Source organism: Proteus sp. G4380, assembly GCF_963885725.1.
GTDB classification, from domain to species: Bacteria; Pseudomonadota; Gammaproteobacteria; order Enterobacterales; family Enterobacteriaceae; genus Proteus; species Proteus mirabilis.
Genome location: NZ_CAWPAV010000166.1, coordinates 1 through 1648, shown reverse-complemented (window position 1 = coordinate 1648; position 1648 = coordinate 1). Strand labels below are relative to the sequence as shown.

Annotated in this window: 2 protein-coding genes; both read right to left on the bottom strand. The window is 33.5% G+C overall.

What is annotated here, in order from left to right; all coding sequences use genetic code 11:
* Positions 1-84: 84 nt before the first annotated feature.
* A complete protein-coding gene (locus AACU98_RS14850) occupies positions 85-573 on the bottom strand; it encodes a GNAT family N-acetyltransferase (RefSeq protein WP_004250320.1) in 489 nt (162 codons plus the stop codon).
* Positions 574-782: 209 nt separating this feature from the next.
* Positions 783-1538, bottom strand: coding sequence for a trimeric autotransporter adhesin AipA (gene aipA / locus AACU98_RS14845; protein WP_161735025.1), 756 nt, complete (start codon positions 1536-1538; stop codon positions 783-785).
* Between the last annotated feature and the right edge of the window lie 110 nt (positions 1539-1648).

The following is a 1648-nucleotide window of genomic DNA, read 5'->3' as shown; positions in this document are numbered from 1 at the left end:
TTATAAATAATACTCATTATCACTGTTCTATATCGTAACTCATTGAAGAATACATATGCGTACTTTTTCTTTCATTTGTTTTCATTATCCACTAATTACCCACCATGCTTTTCCTTGAAATTGAAAATTTTCAACAATATTCATACCTAATTTTTGATGTGCTTTTAGCGAGCGGATGTTTTCACTATTAATAAATGCAATCGGGCGACCACCTTGTAACGCACCAATATATTGGTAAAGCTCGGTTAATAGCGATTTTCCGCGGTATGATTTATCAATACATACAGGACCGTAAAACCAATTATTGTATGTAAGGCTAGGAAAACGTCGATTAATTTCTTGAGCAATAGGTGGAAGAGAAAAAGAACTGACCGGAAAGCTGAAAACAACCGCTATAATCTGTTCTTGGTCAGTTGCGACTATGGCATTGGTACTACTTTGGTACATAGCTTCAACTTTATCGTGTGGATAATCACCATATAATCCACCTTGCTGTGACTGTGAGTTTTCTTGTAGTAATGAAGTCACTGCTTTGATATCAGCGAAGGTCATTTTTCGTAATGGATAACTCATGTTGTGTCTCTTTTAGTCATGGAGAATTATGTCATTATAGGAAAAATGTCACTATCACAAAAGGGAATAAAAACAGAAGATAAGCTTATCTTTTTAATAAGTGTTATGCATTTATTTTATTTAGAAAAATATTGTTAAGCAGCAATAAGGATACTACTGCTTAAATAATAAAAAACTTTCTTATTAAGAGGTGAGGTTAATTAATAAGATCACCAGCCATAAGCTAATCCGCCGCCAAAAATAAGCTCTTGTTCACTATTAATTGATGAGTTAAATCGAAATGCTATATCATTATTTGGCTGATATTGGATACCTCCAGCAAGTGCTATGCCAGTACGATAATTACTAATACCGATGCCACCACTAAAAGTATGATGAGTAAGATAAGGAATATTGGTCATGGCAATTGAGGAAGCAATACCTGCATAGACTTTTTTTTCTAATGAAATAACTTTTTTATCAAGTGCTTCAATTGCATCGGTAATTGATGCTTGTCGTCTTCGATAATAATCATCAAACTCATGAATGGTTTTTTTGATGGTGTTTAAGTTATTATTAGTTTGATTTCTAAAAACATTTATTTGGCTATCAGTTAACCTTTTATTTTTACTAAGTAGTGCTTTTGTTTGTGCCAGATTGACTGCATCAGTATTATTTTTACCTTCACTGACATTGGTGAGTCGTGCTGTTTGTTTCTCTTCACTATTACCAAATGAAACCGTATTTTCCTCATTGGCTAATGCAGCATAACCAATAGCAACCGAACGAGTATTGGCGGCTTGGCTATTGATACCTATAGCAGTGGCACCGCTGTCGGATGCTTGACTATTGTCACCGAGTGAAAAACGGGCAAGATTATCATGGTTGGGAGTTAGTGAATTATCTATATTTGATGTTGGTAAGGTATTAGCGTAAGAGAGTGTAGGGAATAAAAAAGACACTAAAAATATTTTTTTTAATAGCATGTTATTCGTCCTGTAATGGATAACAGAGTTGCCAATAAATGCTAAATGATTCTTTTTCTCATCACAATCTAGAATAAATGAAATCACTCTTAAAATTAATTTTGTTTAAT

Bases quoted from the DNA above. Each gene is read 5' to 3' on its own strand.
- aipA (WP_161735025.1), bottom strand. From the start codon at position 1,538: ATGCTATTAAAAAAAATATTTTTAGTGTCTTTTTTATTCCCTACACTC.
- AACU98_RS14850 (WP_004250320.1), bottom strand. From the start codon at position 573: ATGAGTTATCCATTACGAAAAATGACCTTCGCTGATATCAAAGCAGTG.